The 14530-nt window shown below is 69.1% G+C and carries 14 protein-coding genes; 4 read left to right on the forward strand and 10 right to left on the reverse strand.

Annotated features, from left to right (window positions below; translation table 11 throughout):
• The first annotated feature begins 99 nt into the window (after positions 1-99).
• Positions 100-333, forward strand: coding sequence for a hypothetical protein (locus tag ACRSBM_RS08795; RefSeq protein ID WP_434441677.1), 234 nt, complete (start codon positions 100-102; stop codon positions 331-333).
• A 73-nt stretch (positions 334-406) separates the two neighbouring features.
• Here ACRSBM_RS08795 and ACRSBM_RS08800 read toward each other — a convergent pair whose 3' ends face one another.
• The 4 genes from ACRSBM_RS08800 to ACRSBM_RS08815 all read right to left on the reverse strand — a co-directional run bounded on the left by ACRSBM_RS08800 (position 407) and on the right by ACRSBM_RS08815 (position 4176).
• On the reverse strand, positions 407-1279 hold the full coding sequence (locus tag ACRSBM_RS08800; RefSeq protein ID WP_434441680.1) for a serine hydrolase: 873 nt from the start codon (positions 1277-1279) through the stop codon (positions 407-409).
• 341 nt (positions 1280-1620) lie between these two features.
• Positions 1621-1992 carry an STAS domain-containing protein gene (locus ACRSBM_RS08805; RefSeq protein WP_434441682.1) on the reverse strand — a complete coding sequence of 124 codons (372 nt, stop codon included), beginning with the start codon at positions 1990-1992 and terminating at the stop codon, positions 1621-1623.
• Positions 1993-2530: 538 nt separating this feature from the next.
• Complete coding sequence (locus ACRSBM_RS08810) at positions 2531-3808, reverse strand: RNA polymerase sigma factor (protein WP_434441685.1); 1278 nt, start codon at positions 3806-3808, stop codon at positions 2531-2533.
• Positions 3805-4176 (reverse strand): YciI family protein, encoded by a 372-nt coding sequence (locus ACRSBM_RS08815; RefSeq protein ID WP_434441688.1) that lies wholly within the window; start codon positions 4174-4176, stop codon positions 3805-3807. Before ACRSBM_RS08815 ends, ACRSBM_RS08810 begins: the two co-directional genes overlap by 4 nt.
• A 377-nt stretch (positions 4177-4553) precedes the next feature.
• Between ACRSBM_RS08815 and ACRSBM_RS08820 the strand changes: the two genes are divergently transcribed.
• On the forward strand, positions 4554-4982 hold the full coding sequence (locus tag ACRSBM_RS08820; RefSeq protein ID WP_434441691.1) for a hypothetical protein: 429 nt from the start codon (positions 4554-4556) through the stop codon (positions 4980-4982).
• Positions 4983-4984: 2 nt separating this feature from the next.
• Here ACRSBM_RS08820 and ACRSBM_RS08825 read toward each other — a convergent pair whose 3' ends face one another.
• The 3 genes from ACRSBM_RS08825 to ACRSBM_RS08835 are packed head-to-tail and all read right to left on the reverse strand — an operon-like array spanning position 4985 to position 7832.
• Positions 4985-5122: a hypothetical protein gene (locus tag ACRSBM_RS08825; RefSeq protein WP_434441694.1), complete on the reverse strand. Its 138-nt coding sequence runs from the start codon at positions 5120-5122 to the stop codon at positions 4985-4987.
• 57 nt (positions 5123-5179) lie between these two features.
• On the reverse strand, positions 5180-5602 hold the full coding sequence (locus ACRSBM_RS08830; protein ID WP_434441697.1) for a hypothetical protein: 423 nt from the start codon (positions 5600-5602) through the stop codon (positions 5180-5182).
• A 22-nt stretch (positions 5603-5624) separates the two neighbouring features.
• Positions 5625-7832 carry an ATP-binding protein gene (locus ACRSBM_RS08835; protein ID WP_434441700.1) on the reverse strand — a complete coding sequence of 736 codons (2208 nt, stop codon included), beginning with the start codon at positions 7830-7832 and terminating at the stop codon, positions 5625-5627.
• A 337-nt stretch (positions 7833-8169) separates the two neighbouring features.
• On the opposite strand from ACRSBM_RS08835, the gene ACRSBM_RS08840 reads away from it, so the two are divergent.
• Together ACRSBM_RS08840 and ACRSBM_RS08845 are read left to right on the forward strand one after the other, a co-directional pair.
• Positions 8170-8610 carry a hypothetical protein gene (locus ACRSBM_RS08840; RefSeq protein WP_434441703.1) on the forward strand — a complete coding sequence of 147 codons (441 nt, stop codon included), beginning with the start codon at positions 8170-8172 and terminating at the stop codon, positions 8608-8610.
• Between the two features lie 573 nt (positions 8611-9183).
• On the forward strand, positions 9184-11259 hold the full coding sequence (locus ACRSBM_RS08845) for an MMPL family transporter (protein WP_434441706.1): 2076 nt from the start codon (positions 9184-9186) through the stop codon (positions 11257-11259).
• Positions 11260-11368: 109 nt separating this feature from the next.
• Here ACRSBM_RS08845 and ACRSBM_RS08850 read toward each other — a convergent pair whose 3' ends face one another.
• The 3 genes from ACRSBM_RS08850 to ACRSBM_RS08860 form a co-directional block, all read right to left on the reverse strand.
• Positions 11369-12808 (reverse strand): ATP-binding protein, encoded by a 1440-nt coding sequence (locus ACRSBM_RS08850; RefSeq protein WP_434441708.1) that lies wholly within the window; start codon positions 12806-12808, stop codon positions 11369-11371.
• Complete coding sequence (locus tag ACRSBM_RS08855) at positions 12805-13488, reverse strand: response regulator transcription factor (protein WP_434441711.1); 684 nt, start codon at positions 13486-13488, stop codon at positions 12805-12807. The genes ACRSBM_RS08850 and ACRSBM_RS08855 overlap by 4 nt, the downstream gene beginning before the upstream one ends.
• 214 nt (positions 13489-13702) lie before the next feature.
• Positions 13703-14518, reverse strand: coding sequence for an HAD family hydrolase (locus ACRSBM_RS08860; protein ID WP_434441714.1), 816 nt, complete (start codon positions 14516-14518; stop codon positions 13703-13705).
• Positions 14519-14530: the final 12 nt, after the last annotated feature.

The raw sequence follows: 14530 nt of genomic DNA on the forward strand, positions 1-14530 counted from the left end.
GGTGGGTACCCCCTGAACAGGCCGCTGACGCCGCCCTCGTGCTGTGTTGGCTCGCGCCGGGCGACGCGTCGGCGGAAGACCTACGACGAAGGAGAAGCAGTGTCGTCTGCCACCGAGACGGGTCAGGTCACCGGAACCCGCGACAAGGACTACAACATCATCTGGTTCGTCGAGGCGTGCCTGAGCAACGCCCTGCGACTGGAGACCTACGTCGCCGATGCCGAGCAGGCGGGCGACAACGAGCTGGCGGAGTTCTTCCGCCGCGCGCAGGGAGAGAGCCGCAAGGGCGCCGAGCAGGGCAAGGAACTGCTCAGCCGTCGCCTGAACGCCTGACACCGTCATCGCGCCGCGGCACGAACTCCGGCAAGGCAAGGGGTTCGTGCCGCGCCATTCCCGGACGCCTGGTCTACGCGGGCGAGCTCATCGCGCCGCGGAGAGCCGCGGCGGCCTTGGTCAGCGCCGACCTCGCCGTGGTCCAGTCGACGTCCTTGTTCCACGTGCTCAGCAACGTGACCGCGTAGCTGCCACCCGAGTAGACCAGGCCGGTGCTGTGCAGCACGCGGCGCCCGTTCGAGCTGCCCCAGCCCTGTTTGATCGCCCAGTCCGTGCCGGAGAGGCCGTCGGGGATGCCGAAGTGCTGGTCGAAGCCGTCCGTGGCGGTGCGCGGCGCCTGAGCCAGCGCCGACGTCAGCAGCACCCGCTCCTCAGCGGCGAGTGAGCCGGTGATGTGACGGTAGACGGCCGTGATGTCCGAGGCGGACATCACCGTGTCACCCCACTGCCCGGCGGCTGACGGCGGGCGGGTGTGGCGCAGGTTGAGTGCGGTGGCCTGGCGGGTGACGATCGCGGGACCGCCGCCGCTCTGCCACAGGCGGCTCGCCACACCGTCGTCGCTGCGGGCCAGCATCGCCCTGATGTCGTTCTCGTCGCCGCTGGAGGTCTCGCCCTTCCTCTGCAGCAGGTCCAGTGCGATCAAGAGCTTCACGACCGAGGCGGTGGGCTGGGCGAGGTCGTCCTTCCAGGACACGGCGGTCGCGCAGGTGTCCAGATCGACCACCTGCACCGCGAGCACGGGGTCGTGCCCCGCGCGCAGCAGTGCCTGTCGCGCCGCCTCGACCGCGGTCGACGTTCCTGTGACCGGGGTGAACCCGGTGCAGCTCGTGTGCCAGTCGTTCTCGCTCGACCGATAGACCACCACTGCGAGGGTGGTGATCAGCGCGATCGCCACGGCGGCGGCGATGGCCAACGTTGCCGGTTTCGGCCGGTTCTTGATGTACACGAAGCGAAGCTATTTATCGGGCGCACGGGTTTGCATCGCCCCGCGAGATCATCAATTCCGACCGGAAGAACGACAACCTCGCACGTCATGGCCAGGTTCTCAGCCTAATGGCCGATTTCCGGCAGGAGACGGATCAATGGCCCGGCCACACCCGAGGGCAGTCCTATGAGGACTGTCGTGGCACCAGGAGAATCCTGACGGCGGCCGTGGCCGCGTATGAGGCACACAACGACGAGGTCCGCTCGACCGCTTTGAATGACTTCCCATCAGTGTGCACCAAATCGTCCGCTATTTCCTGGACGACCGGTTCAGCGTCGGTGTCTCGAGCGTGTTCCGCCGCATCATCGGTCGCGCAGCGCCTCGATCGCGTGCGGCACCGTCTCGTGCAACTGCAGTACCCGATCCATGCCCGTGGCCAGCAGCGAACGTCGCGCTGAGTGCGCTGTCGCCACGACGGCGAACCCGATGCCGGCCTGCTCTGCCCGCTGGTTGGCCTCACCCAGCAGCGACAGCCCTGTCGAGGCAAGGAAACCCACCGCCAGGTAAACCACGATCCCAACCGGATGACTGTTCAGCTGCTCCTCGAGCGCAGTGCGCGCCCGGCCGGCATTGGTGATGTCGATATCGCCGTTGAACGCCATGACCACAACGCCGTCGTGATCGATGGTGTCGATGCTCAGCCCCGATATACCGTCGCTGTCCGCGCGCGTCATCGTTCACCGCCGGCCATGCTGGACCGTCCTTCCCGAACAGGCTGTCGATCTCTTCGCGGCCGTGATCACGCACGTGAACCGAACGGCGCGAGCGGTGCACGACGGCGGAGTAGCGGGATGCGAGCATCCTGACAAGCCTCCTTGCTTCATCGCGGTGCACATATGCCAGGTTCGCACCGATCGGCGGTTCACGCTCGCCCAACGTGCCCGCGACGCACAGGTCCCAGCACCTGACGGCCACGCTCTGTCCATCCGGCCACTATCGGGCCGCGCGGCAGGACATCAACACGCTGACTCGAGACGGAACAGCACCGCGTCGCGACGCGACCGGAACTCGGCGCCGCACGAGTTCCGAACCGTTGCGCTGCAACGGTTGCCTTACCGGTGCCGAGACCTGCGTCAATGACCACTTCAGATGGCCTGACCGAACCTCATCGACCTTGTCCGTCTAAACAGGACATCTCCACGGGTGCTGGAACCGCAGCCGCGCCGGCACCGAGGCGACCCCGATCGGGTGCGCCGAGCGTCGGTCGCGGCTTCATCGACGGTCTGGTGGGTCGAGACGATTGGCCTTGTCGTGCAGGTATCGCTGTTCGACGTGGTTGTCCGTGAGGGTGGCTGCCTCGCGGTAGAGCGCGGCCGCGTCGGTGGTGTCGCCGGTCATTTGGAGCAGGTGGGCGCGGACGGCGCGTTCTCGTTGGTGGGTCAGCGGGTTCTGGTCGAGGTGGTGGCGTTGGTTGAGGTCGTCGAGCAGTGCCAGCCCTCTTCCGGGCCCGTAGGCCTGGGCGACCGCGACGACTCGGCTGAGCCGGACCGGTGCGGTGGGGGCGAGTCGTTCGAGCCACAGGTAGAGCGCCGCGATCTGCGGCCAGTCCGTCCGCTCGGGGGATTCGGCGGTGTTGTGCACGGCCGCGATCGCGGCCTGCAGCTGGTACGGGCCGATCTCGCGGCGGTGCCAGACAGTGTCGATCAGTGCGGTTCCCTCGCGGATGAGGCCTGCCTGCCAACGCGTCCGGTCCTGTTTCTCCAGCGGCACGAGTTCGCCGTCGGCGCCCGTGCGGGCCGGCCGCCGTGCCTCGGTGAGCAGCATCAGCGCCAGCAAGCCGGTCGCCTCCGCGGTCATCGCGTCGTCGGGTGGCAGGGTGTCGCGGAGCATGTGGGCGAGCCGGATCGCCTCGTGGGTTAGGTCGACGCGGGTCAGCTCGTTGCCGGACGAGGTCGTGTAGCCCTCGTTGAAGATCAGGTACAGCACCTGCATGACGGCGGCCACCCGGCTGGCCCGGTCGTCGTCCGTCGGTGGGGTGAGGCGGGCGCCCGCGCTAGCGAGTTGCTGTTTGGCGCGGCTGATCCGCGTGCCCATGGTGGTCTCGGAGGTGCCGTAGGCGTGGGCGATCTCGGCGGTGGTCAGGCCGCCCACCGCACGCAGGGTGAGCGACACCTGGGACGTGGTGGACAGCGCCGGGTGGCAGCAGAGCAGCAGCAGGGTGAGGCTGTCGTCGGTGTCCGGTGGTGGACCGGCCTCGCGGGCTGGTTCGTGCATGGCCAGTTCGGCCAGGCCCGCTTCCTGTTCGCGCCTGCGCCGGGCCTGGTCGGAGCGCAGCAGGTCGACCATCTTCCGGTAGCCGACGCGGATCAGCCAGCTGCGCGGGTTCTCCGGCACACCGTCGGCGGGCCACGCCCGGCTCGCGGCGATCAGTGCCTCCTGCACCGCGTCCTCGGCGATGTCGAACTGCCCGAACCGCCGCACCAGCGCGCCGAGCACCTGCGGCGCCTCGGCGCGCAGCAGGTGCTCAATGGGCGCGGTGCGGTCGTTCACGCGGCGAAGTCCTCGCCCATGATCGGGCGGATCTCGATCGGTTCACCCAGCGCGTCGACGATGCGCGCGACGATTTCGACAGCGCGTTCGTGGCTGGCGACGTCGATCACGGCGAAGCTGGCCAGGACCTCCTTGAGCTCGGCGAACGGCCCGTCGGTCGCCACCACGCCATCCACGGTCTTGCGGACCGTGGTGCTGACGGCGGGGTGCCCGAGGCCTTCGCTGCCGACGAACTCGCCGGTCTCGACCAGTTCCCGTTCGAACTCCTGGTACACGGCGAACGCGGCCAGTGCCTCCTCGGAGGGAGTGTCGGCGGTGTCGGCATCCCACGCGGCGGACGGGGTGTAGCTGAGCAGCAGGTACTTCACGGTCGTTCCTCTTCCTCGATGGCGCTCGGGCAACGGTACGTCGATCAAGCGGCGTCACGCAGGGACATTGCGACCACGGTCGTCCAGGTGAACGCCACCAGGCCGATCACCGTGATCTGGATGCTCATGAACTCCGGCGACACGGGCGGCGGCAACACGAGCGGGGCAGCAGCAGGTGCCCGGTCGAGCGACTGACGGCGGGAACGGCGATGGTGGCCATGACTCCTCCTCGAGGTGAGTACTCGCCGCGACCACGTCGCGGGTCCACGGATCTCGACATGACAGACGATGTGACGTGAGTCATAAACGTTGAGTGTCAAAGCGGTGGTGGCGGCTCCGAGGTACCGGCGCACAGCAAGCAACCCAAGGAGGACGAGATGTCTGAAACGACCACCCAGCCGAGCGCCGACCTGCGAGCCCTGGACCGGCTGGTGGGCACGTGGAAGGTGACCGGCGGCGTCGAGGGAACCGTCCGGTACGAATGGATGCCCGGCCGGTTCTTCCTGCTCCAGCAGGTCGAGCTCACCCAGTTCGGGCAGCCTGTTACGGGAATGGAGGTGATCGGCAACCTGCGCCCGTTCGGCGAACCCGTCGGAGCGGACGTGGTGTCCCGGTTCTACGACTCGACCGGCAACACCCTCGACTACGTCTACGAGCTGGCCGGCGACACGCTGACCATCTGGGGCGGCGCCAAAGGCAGCCCGGCCTACTACCGAGGCGTGTTCAACGCCGATGGCACCACGGTCACCGGGGATTGGGTCTATCCGGGTGGCGGCGGATACCAGTCCACCATGACCCGGATCTGACCTCAGCCCTGACCGGCCGGGAAGCGGTGACCTTCCCGCAGCACGTCACCGCTCCCGGCCAAGGTCAGGGTCTCCGGCCGCGACGTCGCCGAGACCACGCCCGGCACGACTGCCGGGATGGACGCGTTGTGCGACCGCACGATTGCCGCGCCGCACCAGCGCCTCGACCGTGAGCGCGACCTTGCGTGCGGCATGCACTACCCGACGCGCTCGCTTACTTGAGCACGGGTGCTGCTGGCGGAGAACAACGGCTGGCACGGTGCGAAGACCTCGGCGCTGGTGAGCACCGCTCCAGTGGCCGCGTCCAGCACGTGCCAGGTGTCGTTGCCGTCGTTCCAGTGTCCCATCGAGTCCGGCCGGAACAGCCACACAGCCTTGCCGTCGAGCGAGAAAGTGCATCCCGCCTGGGCGTTGCGCACCTGCTCCTGGAACGCGCCGAACGCGTGCCGCCACCGCACCACGCCGGCGCGGTCCACGCACACCAGCTCGTTGTCCGTCGTGTAGACCGCGTTCGTGAGGTCCGGCGCGACCGCCTGCTCCCTCGGCGCGGCTGCCACTGGGAAGGTGACGCCGCCAGGAGCGTGGATGGCGCCATCGCTGTACCTGGCCGGGGTGATCACGCTCGCACGGTAGTCGAGTGGCCTACGGACTTTGCTCGCCGAGCGGATCCTTGACGGGCTTGGGGCCGCAGCACATCGGAGAGATCTCAACCTCGTGCTCGACTGGTGGCGAACTCCCGAACGAGGACTTTTCCTCCAGGAGGTCGAACCCCTTGTCCAAGATGTCGACCACCAGGTGACTCATCTCGTGCGCCTGCGTCCGCAGCACGTCGTCCTGACGGAGATCACCCAGGCTGTGCAGGGCGAGAGCCTCGCCCATGCGGTCGTCCAGTTCGCGGGACACGGCGAGTGCCCGCTCGTAATGGCGCGCGGCCTCGTCCAACCGGCCCAGATCCCGGCTGGCGTGGCCGAGCTGGCACAGTGTGATGATCTCCGCCCGCTGGTCGCCGAGTTGGCGGGAGATCGCAAGGTCGTGTTCGTAGTACTCAATCGTCGTGGCCAGCGACTGCCGCAACGTACTGAGCGCCTCACTGGACAAGCCGCGCTTGCGATAGGCCATGCCGAGGTTCGTCAGCGTCCGCCCCTCACCCAACCGGTCGCCGAGTTCCCGGCGAATGGCCAGCGACTCCTCGTAGAGTCGAATCGCTCGCTCGACATCGCCCAGCGAGCGGTAGGCGTTCCCCATGTTGGAGAGTGCACTGCTCTCCATGTACCTGTCCGCGATAGCGCGGGTCAGCTCGAGCACCTTCTCGTGCTGCTCCAACGCCTCGTGTATTCGGCCGGCGATCTCATAGGCGTTGCCCAGCGACGTGCGGACACCGACCTCCCCGGATCGGTCGCCCAACCGTGTACAGGCCCGCAACGCGGCACCGGCGACGGAGATCCAGTCCTGCGATTGACGGCGTAGGTCGAAGTACGAGTCCATCGCGGTGGCGAGATCACGCAGTAACGCATGAGTGCCGAGCTCCTCAGCCAGTGCCACCGCGGCGAGGAGGTTCGGATACTCCACGTCCATCCACGTCACGGCCTCGGTGCGAGAGGAGAACCGGCTGCCCCGTTCCGACGGCGGTACCCGCGGGTCGATGTGCTGCGCGGCGGCCATCGCCTCGCGGACGTAGTGACGGAGCAACCGCTCTGCCGCGCCAGGCCGTTCGTCGTGCTGCTTCGCAAGTTCGGCGGCGTAGAGCCGCAGCAGGTCATGCATCTGCCACAATCCGTGGGTGCCCCGAGCCACCAGCGAGGCCCGCTGCAGCCGTTCGATCGCCTTCTGAGCTTGGCGCAGCGTGCGGTTGAACAGCTTGGCCGCTGCCTCCGTGCTCACCTGTGGCCCCGGATTGACCGCAAGCAGCCGCAGCGACCTCTGGCTGTCCGCGTCGAGTTGCCGGTACGACAGGTTGAACGCCGCACGCACGGACACACTGCCCTCGGCCTCAAGCTCCTCCAGCCGGTGGTGCTCGTCTTTCAGCGCCGCCACGAGATCTCGCACTGGCCTGCCGGGGTCAGCCGCGAGCAGCACCGTCGCGGTCCTCAACGCAAGCGGCAGCCCACCGCAAAGCCGGACCAACTCGGCCGTCGCGGCCCGGTCACCGCGCACCCGCTCGTCAGAGCCACCTGACGTGCCCAGCTCGAGCGCCAGCAACATCGTCGCGGGCTCCTCCCGCAAGGTCGGCAGCGTCACCAACCTGGTTCCCGGCAAACCCGCAAGCCTGTGCCTGCTCGTGATCAGCACGCGATGTCCCTGCTCGGAGTCACCCGGTAGCAGCGGCAGGACCTGGTCCGCCGACGACACGTTGTCGATCACGACGAGGACTCGCTCGCCGGCGCCGCCGTGCTCTGCGAGGCCGGTCCGCCACAGCCGCGCCCTGCCTTCGATGTCCTCCGGTATCTGGTCGGCGTGCACACCCACCGCGGTGAGCACCGACTTGAGCGCCGCGAGCGGGGTGACCTGCTGCTCCTCCGGCCCGTAACCACGCATGTCGATCATCAGCATGCCGCCGGGGAACCAGTTCCGATCGCGCGCGATTTTGGCCGCGTGCACCACGAGCGCGGTCTTGCCGATACCACCGAGCCCGTCCACGGCGACAGCGGCAACACCTTCCGAGTCGGGCCGGAGCAGCTCCAGTAGCGCGTCGACCTGGTCCTCCCTGCCCACAAACACCGGCTGGTAGGGCAGACCCTGCAACGCCGGCCGTGTCGGCACGGCCTCGGTGATTGTGAGCGTGCCCGTTTGGAAGACGTTGCCGACCACACTCCCGGACACGCCGTTCGTCACGCTGGTTCCGACTCGCACCGAAAGATTGTGCTCCCGGTCGTCGCCCCCGGCGCCCTCAGCGCGCGTGAGTCACTCCGTTGGACCACCACCGCCGCGGTTCAAGCTACTGGTCGAACGGCCCAGCAGGCCATCGAAGAATGATCAATCCCGGTTTTCCCGGCAGTAGTGCCATTTCGGTGACAAGATCTTTGGGAAAGTGCCGTCGAATTCGGGACACGAACCTGCGTGCAGGTTCTCAACGCCCGTGGCATGTCGATCTTGTGCAACCTGCGTGGCGACCGATGTGACACAGACGGACCCGGGTCGACCTCACATCGAAGAGCATGGATGAGTCAACCGAGGCACGATGGTGCTCGTGAGCCCCAGCATCCTGCAGCCGATACTCCCCGCCATTTTCGGCTTTATCGGCACCATCCTCGGTGCGCTGGTTGCCCGAAGCGGGACGTCGGCGCAGCGACGGCACGAGGCAGATGCCATAGCGCGGGCGCGGATTGCGGCCTTCACCCAAGCTGCGACCCGGCTCATGCGTCGCGGACGGCCGGACGAGGAACTGTGGGAGACCTACCTCGAAGCGAAGGACGAAGCACGGATCGCCCTGTTGACTGCGCGCGTCCCGTTGGAGATGGTCAACGCCGTTCTGTGGGTGTCAGCCGAGAACGGTTTCAAGGATGAGTCTTGGCTTCGTCCGCATGTCGAACGAGCCTCGGCTGTACTTCGGATGCTTGAACTTCCGCCTTGGCGGCGGGCTCGGCGAGCACGGCAACTCGCCGACCAGTACAGGCGCTCAGTGTCATGAACCTGCGGTAGTCGCCGACCGCATCGCAGTCGTCCGCAGCGTGTCCCCCGGACCGACCTCCGCCGGTGCTCGTGCACCGCGGCAGCGTCGCCCGGCGGCACCACGTCCACGACGGCGTGGTGTGCGATGGCGACGTTCTCCGGCGTGAACTGGGTCCCGGTCAGGAACGCCGTCTTGGTCAGGCCCGGATCGATCACCTGGCACCGGTACTCGTCCGTGCCGCCCTCCGGCGGCGCCGGCGTGTAGGCCTCTGCCATCTTCAGGTCGACGAACCGCTCGCCGTCGCCAGCGCCACGGTGGCCGCCCCAAACCTCCACAGCGGACTACCAGGTCTCGTCATACTCCGCGGCGTCCACACAGGACTGCCGCTACCCCGGTGCGTGCGCTGGGCGCCTGGTCCTGCCAGCCGGTCTGACCACCGCTTTAACGGTCGTCTCAGATTCGCTCGGTAGGAAGTCGGCGCCAGATAGGCGAAGCAACACGTGTGTAGGAGGCTGGTAAATGGCAGTCAACGCAGCGCCGCCCGGGACAACGCCGGCCGGTCGGTTGGCAGGCCGGTGGGTGCCTTGGTTGGTGATCGGCTTGTGGTTGGCGCTGACGGTGGTCATGGGGCCGTTGAGCGGAAAGCTGAGTTCGGTCACCACCGACAAAGCCGCGGACACCCTGCCGGCCAGCGCCGAGTCCACCAAGGTCGCGGTGCTGGAGGACAGTCTCCCCGGCGGGGAAGACAACACGTTCGTCTTCGTGTACCACCGCGCCGGCGGCATGACCGACGCCGACCGCGCGACGGTCGAGCGCCACTACGACACCCTTGCCAAGCAGTACCCGCCGAAAGTGGTGTCCCCGCCCGGCGAGGACGACGAGGGCTCGGAGACGAGACCCTCCACCGACGGCAAGGCGATGATGTTCACCCTCGACGTGGGCACGACCTACGGCGAACCGGAGGCCATCATCGGCCCGTTGCGCGACGCCGCGAAGGACCGCCCCGCCGGCCTGGAGCTCGACGTGACCGGCCCGGCCGCGGTCGAAGGCGACATGAACGCCGTCTTCGACGGCATCGACCTGCAGGTACTCCTCACCACCATCGTCGTCGTCACGCTCCTGCTCATCATCACCTACCGCAGCCCGGTGTTGTGGCTCATCCCGCTGGTGGCCGTGGGCGCGGCCGCTCTGACCTCGATGGCGACCGTCTACCTGCTCGTCAAGGGCTTCGGCATCGTGGTCGACGACCAGAACTCGGCGCTGCTGACGATCCTGGTGTTCGGTGTCGGCACGGACTACGCGCTGTTGCTCATCGCCCGATATCGGGAAGCGCTGCACCACCACGAGAACGTCCGGGTCGCGATGGTCCACGCGCTACGCGGCGCGGCGCCGGCCATCATCGCGTCCGCGGCCACCGTGATCGCCGGCCTGCTCTGCCTGCTCGTCGCGGACCTCAACAGCACCAGGGGACTGGGCCCGGTCGGCGCGGCCGGCATCCTGTGCGCGCTGGTGGCCATGCTGACGCTGTTCCCGGCGATCCTGGTGGTCCTCGGCAGGCGGATCTTCTGGCCGGCCATCCCGCGGTTCAGCACGGCCGTGGAGGAGAAGCCGGGGCTGTGGGTCCGGCTCGGCGCCGCCATCAGCCGCCGCCGGTGGGTGGCGGCGCTCGGCTCGCTCGGCGTCCTGGGCGTGCTCACCATCGGCCTGGCGGGCAACACCGGCCCCCTGCGGGAGCAGGACCAGTTCCTGTCCGCGCCGGAGTCGGTCACCGGCTTCACCGTTCTCCGCCAGCACTTCCCGGAGCTCGGCGGTCAGCCGATGACGATCTTCACGCGGCCGGCGTACCAGGAGCGCGTGCTCGACGTCGTCAAGGGCACCTCCGGTGTGGCAGAGGCCATCCCGGGTCAGACCAGCGGTGGCTGGGCCGACATCTCGGTGTTCCCGACGGACGCGCCGGACACCGCCGCGGAGTACGACACGATCAAGCGGGTGCGCACCGCCGTGCACGCGGTGAGCGGGGCGGAGGCGATCGTCGGCGGGCCGAGCGCGGAGAACCTCGACACCGCGGCGACCGCCGGCCGCGACGAGAAGCTGGTGATCCCGCTGGTGCTCATCGTCGTCCTGCTCGTCCTCGGGCTGCTGCTCCGAGCGATCGTGGCCCCACTGGTCCTGATGGCCACCGTGGTCGTCTCGTTCGCGGCGGCTTTCGGCGGCAGCGTGTTCGTCTTCGACACGATCCTCGGGTTCAAGGGCGTCGACTACTCGGTGCCGCTGCTGGCATTCCTGTTCCTGGTGGCGCTCGGCGTCGACTACAACATCTTCCTGGCCAGCCGGGCCCGGGAGGAGACCGTGCGTCTGGGCACCGGAGAGGGAATGCTCAAAGCCCTCTCCGCCACCGGTGGCGTCATCACCTCGGCAGGCCTCGTCCTGGCGGCCACGTTCGCGGTCCTCGTCACGCTTCCGCTGGTGATGCTGATCGAGCTCGGGTTCCTGGTCGCCTTCGGCGTGCTGCTCGACGCCCTGCTGGTGCGGTCGGTCCTGGTGCCCGCCCTCACCCTGCTGATCGGCCGGCGGATGTGGTGGCCGAGCCGGCTGTCCAGGCCGGTGGAACTGCCGGACGTGCAACGGCCGCTCGCCGACGATGAGGAGCCCGCACTGCAACGGTGAGCGCGGCGGCACGGACGAGATCCGGGACGGGGCCCCAGGCCTGTCCCGGATCTTTCACGTGCCCCGACGGTCGCCGCCCTGTGGTCCCGTGCCGCGCCGCCGGGGCGGGTCAGCGCACCGCGGTGTCCTCCCCGGCGGTGAGCCGCGTGATCGGGGCGGCCGGAAGGTCGACCCGAAGCAACGCGCCACCGCGTGGGGAGCGGGCGACGGTGGCCCGGCCGCCGTGGGCGTCGACGACCCGCTGCACGATCGACAGCCCCAGACCGGATCCCGGCAACGCCCGTGCGCTGTCGGCACGGTAGAACCGGTCGAACACCCGCGGTACGTCCGCGGCGTCGATGCCCGGCCCGGCGTCGTCGACCTCGAGCACCGCCGACGCGCCCTGGGCACGGAGCCGGACCTGGACCGGCTGGTCCGCGGGGGACCACTTGCCGGCGTTGTCGATGAGGTTGAGCACCGCCCGTTGGAGCGCGGCGGGACGCCCGCTCACCCACACGGAGGTCACGTCGAGCGCGACCTCGATGTCGGGCACACGGGAACGCGCCCGTGCCGCGGCGGCCACCACCACGTCGGCGAGGTCGAGCACCTCGGTGCTCTCGTCGCTGACGTCACCGCGCGCCAGGTCGGTCAGCTCGGCGGCAAGAGTGCTCAACTCGGCCACCTGGGCACCGAGATCGTCGAGCAGCCGGGTCCGGCTCTCCGAGGGCAGTGCGCTGTCCAGGGCGCCGCGCCGATCGAGCCGGATCAGCAGCTCGATGTTGAGGCGCAGGCTGGTGAGCGGGGTCTTGAGCTCGTGGGCGGCGTCCTCGGCGAGCAGCCGCTGGGCCTGCCGGGAGTCCCGGAGCGCGGCGAGCATGTCGTTGATCGACTGGATCAGCTGCCGGATCTCCCCACCGCCCTCATCCGGGATGTCGGCGTCGAGATCCCGGGTGTGCGCGACACGGACCGCGGCGGCGGTCAGCCGGTCGATCGGTGCCAGTCCGGTCCGCGCCACGGCCCGCCCGACAAGGGCGCCGCAGACCACGCAGAGCAGCCCGATCAGCAGCATGCCCAACCCGAACCGGTTGATCGGGGTGTCGTCGGCGGCGCGGGCCACCTGGACCGCGCCGTCGCCTGCCCGCAGCGTGTAGATGAGGTAGCCGTCGTCGTCGCTGTCGCCCGACTCCATCAGGTCGGCCGACGCGCCCTGCGCCACGCGCACGGCGTGCTCGCTGACCGGGGGCAGCGCGGGTTGGCCGACCGGCGTCCGGATCGAGCCGTCAGGCGAGACGATCCGCACCAGCCGGCCGGATCCGGGATACGGCGGTAGCTCGACCTGCGCCAGACCGGCGCGCTCCGCGGTCGCCGCCAGGACGCGGGAGTCGGCGCGTAGCTGGTCCTCCGCGGTGTTCCGCAGCTCCCACTCCAGCAACTCGCTGACCACCTGGAACGCCATGAACACGCTGACCGCGATGGCTGTCGCCGCGATCACCGTCAGCCTGGTCCGCAGGGACCGCCGATGCCACCAGCGGGTCAGCCGGCGCGAGCCCCGGCCGGCGCGCCTGGTCACGGAGGAGTCTCCCGCAACGTGTACCCCAGGCCGCGCCGCGTGTAGATCAATCGCGGCTCACCCCCGGCCTCCATCTTGCGGCGCAGGTAGCTCACGTACACCTGGAGGTTGTTGGAGGTGACGCTCATGTCGAAGCCCCAGATCGCCTCGAACAGCTCGCCCCGGGTCAACACGCGGGTCGCGTTGCGCACGAGGACCTCCAGCAGGAAGAACTCGGTACGGGTCAGGCGGAGCGGCCGCCCGCCCCGCCACGCCTCGAACCTGTCCGGATCGACCCGGACGTCGGCGAACGTCAGGATCTGCGACTCGTCGTCGCCCGGCGCGCGGCGGCGCAGCAGGGCCCGGACCCTCGCCAGCAACTCCTCGGTGGCGAACGGCTTGGGCAGATAGTCGTCGGCGCCCGCGTCCAGCCCCGCGACCCGGTCGGAGACCTGATCCCGGGCGGTCAGCATCAGCACCGGCAGATCCCGGCCCGCTGCCCGCAACCGCCGGCAGGTTTCCACCCCGCCGAGGCGGGGCATCATCACGTCGAGGATCAGCAGATCCGGCTCGTCGCCGTCGACCCCGTCGAGCACGGCGAGACCGTTGGCGACGGTGCTGGTGTCGTAACCCTCGACCTGAAGCACCCGCTCCAGCGACTCACGGATGGCCGCCTCGTCATCCGCGATCATGATCCGCACGCCGGCCCGCCCCTCCAGTCGATGCTTTCGCCGCTCATCGTCCCCGAGCAACCTGAGGCCAGGATTAGAGCGTCACCGCTGTGGCCACGGCTGTAGTGGGCTGGACCAGCCACGCTCGCCGTAGCTGCCGATCCTGGCGGATGACACCGCGGTAGGCGACGTGCGAACCGGGACTCGTGAGGTACGTCGCCGGGATCTGCGCTCACGCACGATGTCAGAGGGTGCCGAAGACCCGGTCGAGAACGACCGCGACCCCCTCGTCGTCGTTGCCCGGTGCCACCTCGTCGGCGACCGCCTTGAGTTCGGGGTGCGCGTTGCCCATTGCCACCGCGTGTCCCGCCCACACGAGCATCGACGCGTCGTTGGGCATGTCGCCGAAGGCGATCGTGTCGGCGGCGGCCAGGCCGAGCAGTCCGGCCGCGTGCGCGAGACCGGTCGCCTTCGACAGACCCAGCGGCAGTATCTCGATCTCACCCGGTCCTGCTTTGGTGGTGGTCACCAGGTGCCCGGCGAGCCGGTCCGCCACCGCGTGCAACGAGTCCTCGTCGAGGTCCGGATGTTGCACGTAGACCTTTCGCAGCGGCATCGCCCACAGCCCGGCGTCGTCGGCGGGAAAAGTCGTGAGGCCGTCGAGCGGGTCGGGACGGTAACCGGGGCCTGCGAGCACCGGTCCGTCCAGCCCGGCCTGGTCGACGGCCAGCGCGAGCGGGCCGGTCACCGCCTCGATCGCGGCCAGTGCCTCGCGGGCCACATCCCGGTCGAGCTCGCACGCGGTCAGCTCGCGGTCCGTGTCGGCGTCGTACACCTGTCCGCCCTGGCCGCAGACGGCCAGGCCTCGATAGCCCAGCGAGGCGAGCACCGGCCTCGTCCACGCGGCCGAGCGGCCGGTGACGATGACGTGCCGCACGCCCTGCCCGGCGGCCGAGGACAGCGCGTTCCTGGTGCGGGGACCCACCGTGCCGTCGGAACGCAGCAGGGTGCCGTCGAGGTCCGTGGCGATCAACGCGTAGGGAGAGGGGCGGTCGGCCATTCGAGCTCCTGT

This window comes from Lentzea xerophila, assembly GCF_051094245.1.
Lineage (GTDB): Bacteria > Actinomycetota > Actinomycetes > Mycobacteriales > Pseudonocardiaceae > Lentzea > Lentzea xerophila.

Coding starts and splice junctions, on each gene's coding strand:
- ACRSBM_RS08805 (WP_434441682.1), bottom strand. CDS start 1,992: ATGACGCGCGCGGACAGCGACGGTATATCGGGGCTGAGCATCGACACC.
- ACRSBM_RS08860 (WP_434441714.1), bottom strand. CDS start 14,518: ATGGCCGACCGCCCCTCTCCCTACGCGTTGATCGCCACGGACCTCGAC.
- ACRSBM_RS08820 (WP_434441691.1), top strand. CDS start 4,554: ATGTCTGAAACGACCACCCAGCCGAGCGCCGACCTGCGAGCCCTGGAC.